The organism is Erythrobacter sp. (assembly GCF_023653175.1).
Classification (GTDB): Bacteria; Pseudomonadota; Alphaproteobacteria; order Sphingomonadales; family Sphingomonadaceae; genus Erythrobacter.
Genome location: NZ_JAMNXL010000248.1, coordinates 1 through 4,119, shown reverse-complemented (window position 1 = coordinate 4,119; position 4,119 = coordinate 1). Strand labels below are relative to the sequence as shown.

The window sequence follows — 4,119 nt, the reverse complement described above, 5'->3', positions numbered from 1 at the left end:
TGGGCAAACCTCATTGCTGGCAAGAGCGGGGCGGGGCAGATCACCCGCTTCGATGCCTCGAACCAGAAGTGCACGATCGCTTGCGAGGTCAAGCCCAAGGATCACCCTTGGGGCTTCGATCCCGACAAGCGCGTCGACCACAAGGTCCAGCGTCAGGTCGATCCTTTCATCATCTACGGCATCGATGCCGCAGGGCAGGCGCTTGAAGACGCCGGCCTCACCGACATGACCGAGGCCGAAAGGGAGCGCACCGGCTGCTCGATCGGATCGGGCATCGGCGGCCTGCCGGGGATCGAGATCGAGAGCGTCAACCTCCACGAACGCGGTCCGTCGCGGGTTAGTCCGCACTTCGTACACGGGCGGTTGATCAATCTCATCACCGGGCAGGTGCAGATCAAATACGGCTTCATGGGCCCGAACCACGCGGTCGTCACCGCCTGCTCGACCGGCGCGCACTCGATCGGTGACGCGGCGCGGATGATCATGGCCGACGATGCCGACATCATGCTGGCGGGCGGGGCAGAGAGCACCATCAATCCGCTCGGCATAGCCGGCTTCGCCCAGGCGCGCGCGCTCAACATGAGCATGAACGACCGGCCCACGGAAGCGAGCCGTCCCTACGACAAGAACCGCGATGGCTTTGTAATGGGCGAGGGCGCGGGCGTGATCGTGCTCGAAGAATACGAGCGCGCCAAGGCGCGCGGCGCCAAGATCTATGCCGAAGTCACCGGCTATGGCCTGTCGGGCGATGCCTATCACGTCACCGCCCCGCACCCCGAAGGCCGCGGCGCGGAGCTTGCCATGCGGATGGCACTGAAGAAGGCCGGTCTCGGTCCGGGCGATATCGACTACATCAACGCCCACGGCACCTCGACCATGGCCGACACCATTGAACTCGCCGCGATCAAGCGCGTGCTGGGCGATGATCTGGGGGGCGCGTCGATGTCCTCGACCAAGAGCGCGATCGGCCACCTGCTCGGCGGCGCGGGCGCGGTGGAGGCGATCTTCTGCATCCTCGCGATGCGCGACGGAATCGTGCCGCCGACGCTGAACCTGCATGATCCCGACGATGGCACCGAGGGCATCGACCTCGTGCCGCTGGTGGCGAAGAAGCGCGAAGTGCGCGCGGTTCTGAACAATTCCTTCGGCTTCGGCGGGACCAACGCCTCGATCATCATGCAGAAGGTCGACTGATACCGTGACACGCCTGCGGGGTCTCGTGCTGCTGGTGCTGGGCCTCGCGCTCGCGGGACTGGTCCTGGCGTGGACCTTCCTCGGCTCGGCGACGATCACGAAGGACACGCCCTTCACCATCCCCGCTGGTGCCTCGGTAGGCACGGTCGCCGCCAAGCTCGAGGCCGAGGGGCTGATCACCTCGGCCTCCGGCTTCACCCTTCAGGCGCGCATCTTCGGCTCCGAAGAGCCGATCCAGGCGGGCGAGTTCCTGCTCAAGCCCGGCATGAGCCAGGGCGACATCCTCGCCGCCTTCCAGTCGGGCGACGTGATCCGGCGCTTCGTGACCATTCCCGAAGGCATGCCCTCGATCCTGGTGTGGGAGCGGCTGATGGGCGAGGAACTGCTCACCGGCGAGATCCCGGTGCCGCCCGAAGGCTCGATCCTGCCCGATACCTATAGTTTCGAGCGCGGCCAGTCGCGCGCCAAGCTGGTCGAGCAGATGCAGGCGGCCATGGACCGCGCTCTCGCCGAGGAATGGGCCAAGCGCGCCCCCGGCATTGCGGTCGATACCATGCGCGATGCGCTGATCCTTGCCTCGATCGTCGAGAAGGAAACCGGCAAGCCCGAGGAACGGCGCATGGTCGCCGGACTCTATTCTAACCGTGTGCGCACCGGTATGAAGCTGCAGGCGGACCCCACGATCATCTATCCGATCACCAAGGGCAAGCCGCTTGGCGAGCGGATCAAGCAGTCGCAGATCGCGGCGGTCAACGGCTACAACACCTATACCCGCGCCGGGCTGCCGGTCGGGCCGATCACCAACCCGGGCCGCGCCAGCATCGCCGCCGTGCTCAACCCGGAGAAGACCAGCGCCCTGTTCATGGTCGCCGACGGCACGGGCGGACACTGGTTTGCCGACACGCTTGCCGAGCACAACGCCAACGTTGCCAAGTGGTACGCGATCCGCCGTGAGCGGGGCGAGATGTAGGGGGCAGGGCACCATCCCTCAGCCCTTCATCCTGACCGCCGTCCTGCCGCGCGATTTGCAGGCCTTCGCGCAAGGTCTGCGGCGCGCGCATTATCCGCCCGACAAGAACTATCTCCACGCGCATGTCACGCTGTTCCACGCCTTCGCGCCCTCGCTGCTCGAGGAGCTGCGCGACTATCTCCCCAGGCTCGCCGCCGAGTTCGCCGCGCCCGAGGGGGCGGTGAAGGGCGTCATGGATCTGGGCAAGGGCACCGCCATCGCGCTCGAGGCGCCGCAGCTGCTCGCCCTTCGTGGCTGTATAGCCGAGCATTTCCGCGGCAGCCTCACCGCGCAGGATCTCCACGAGCCGCGCCCGCACATCACCGTCCAGAACAAGGTCACCAAGGAGGAGGCGCGCGCGCTTCAGGCGACGCTGCCGCAACTGCTTGCGCCATGGATCGCCAAGGGCCGCTTCGCCTTCCCTGCGCTCGCGCTCCATCGGTACTGCGGGGGGCCTTGGGAAGAGATCAAGACCTGCGCTTTGCGCGGCCGGGCGAGGTTGTAGGTCACCCATGGGTGCCCCCAAGGCGCCCGGTTGCTTAGGGGCTTGACCCCACGCCCGTGCGGCCCTAATGGCGCGCCTCGCGTCGGGGAGACCCGCCGCTGAATCCGGCCGGATACCCGCCCGGATGCCCGTGGGGCGGAGTAGCTCAGCCGGTTAGAGCAGCGGAATCATAATCCGCGTGTCGGGGGTTCGAGTCCCTCCTCCGCTACCATAGGCCTTTCCGGAAGCTTCCGAACGCTTCCGCATTTTTCCAAAAATTCAACAGAAAGCAGAGGGTTGCGGGTGATTCGCGTCCGCATGCGTCCATGGCCTTCCATATGCAGCCAAATTTGATGTGGGGGTATTTTGGGGGTATTTTCGCGGAGTATCGGAAAGGAGCGATACCCCCATGCCTCTCACAGAGAACCAAGCGAAGAACGCCAAGCCGCTGGAGCGCGCTTACAAGCTAGCCGACGGCGAAGGCCTGTTTCTGCTCGTCCAGCCGAATGGCGCGAAGCTCTGGCGGATGAAGTACCGCTTTGCAGGCAAGGAGAAGCTGCTCTCCTTCGGAGCCTACCCGGCATTGGGGATCGCAGCTGCCAGAGAAAAGCGTAGGGCGGCTAAAGCCGTCCTCGCGGAAGGCAAGGACCCGATGTTGGCCAAGGGCCAAGTAACATCGGAGGGCGGGGACACCTTCTTCGCCGTCGCGAACCGCTGGCATGAGAACCGAAAGACTGCACTGGATCCGGCGCATGCCGATCGTGTCTGGTCCCGGATGGAGCGGGATGTGTTCCCTTACATCGGCCAAAGACCGATTCAGGAGATCACCGCGCCAGAGGTTCTGGAGATGATACGCCGTATAGAGTCACGCGGCGCGCTCGATATCAGCCGGCGTGCTAAGCAGGGGGTAGGTCAGGTCTTTCAGTTTGCCATTGCTTGCGGGTTGGCCTCCAGTGATCCGACAGCAAATCTTCGCGGCGCCCTGAAGCCACGGCCAAGGGTAAAGCACATGAGCCGCTTGCCACTTGTTGAGTTGCCTGCGTTTATTGAGAAGGTCCGAGACTACCAGGAAGAAGGTGAACGGCGCTCGGCAATCACGAGGGACGCGGTCATGTTCGCCTTGCTGACTTGGGTCCGGACCAAGGAGCTTCGCCTCGCTGTCAAATCAGAGTTTGAGGACCTCCACGGCAAAAATCCGCTGTGGCGCATCCCGGCTGCGCGGATGAAGATGGGGCGAGAGCACCTTGTCCCTCTTTCCGCTCAGGCTGCCCAGATAGCTAGGACGATGATATCGCGCGCGACAGGCGAATTCTTGTTCCCTGGGGTGAGCGCAGACAAGCCGCTGTCCGAAAACACTATGATCTACGCCCTATACCGGCTTGGTTATCATAGTCGGCAGACGGTCCATGGGTTCCGGGGGCTCGCCAGCACC

The 4,119-nt window shown here is 64.5% G+C and carries 4 protein-coding genes and 1 tRNA gene; all 5 read left to right on the top strand.

From position 1 onward, the window contains the following. The coding region (gene fabF, locus NBV68_RS18245) for a beta-ketoacyl-ACP synthase II (RefSeq protein WP_296312713.1) at positions 1–1,194 on the top strand (1,194 nt) is incomplete at its 5' end. Between the two features lie 4 nt (positions 1,195–1,198). Then, positions 1,199–2,164 carry an endolytic transglycosylase MltG gene (gene mltG, locus NBV68_RS18240; RefSeq protein WP_296312711.1) on the top strand — a complete coding sequence of 322 codons (966 nt, stop codon included), beginning with the start codon at positions 1,199–1,201 and terminating at the stop codon, positions 2,162–2,164. Beyond that, positions 2,145–2,708, top strand: coding sequence for a 2'-5' RNA ligase family protein (locus tag NBV68_RS18235; RefSeq protein ID WP_296312709.1), 564 nt, complete (start codon positions 2,145–2,147; stop codon positions 2,706–2,708). The genes mltG and NBV68_RS18235 overlap by 20 nt, the downstream gene beginning before the upstream one ends. A gap of 134 nt (positions 2,709–2,842) precedes the next feature. Further along, positions 2,843–2,919 (top strand) — tRNA-Met (locus NBV68_RS18230). Positions 2,920–3,096: 177 nt separating this feature from the next. Continuing rightward, a partial coding sequence (locus NBV68_RS18225; protein WP_296312707.1) for an integrase arm-type DNA-binding domain-containing protein occupies positions 3,097–4,119 on the top strand: 1,023 nt, incomplete at its 3' end.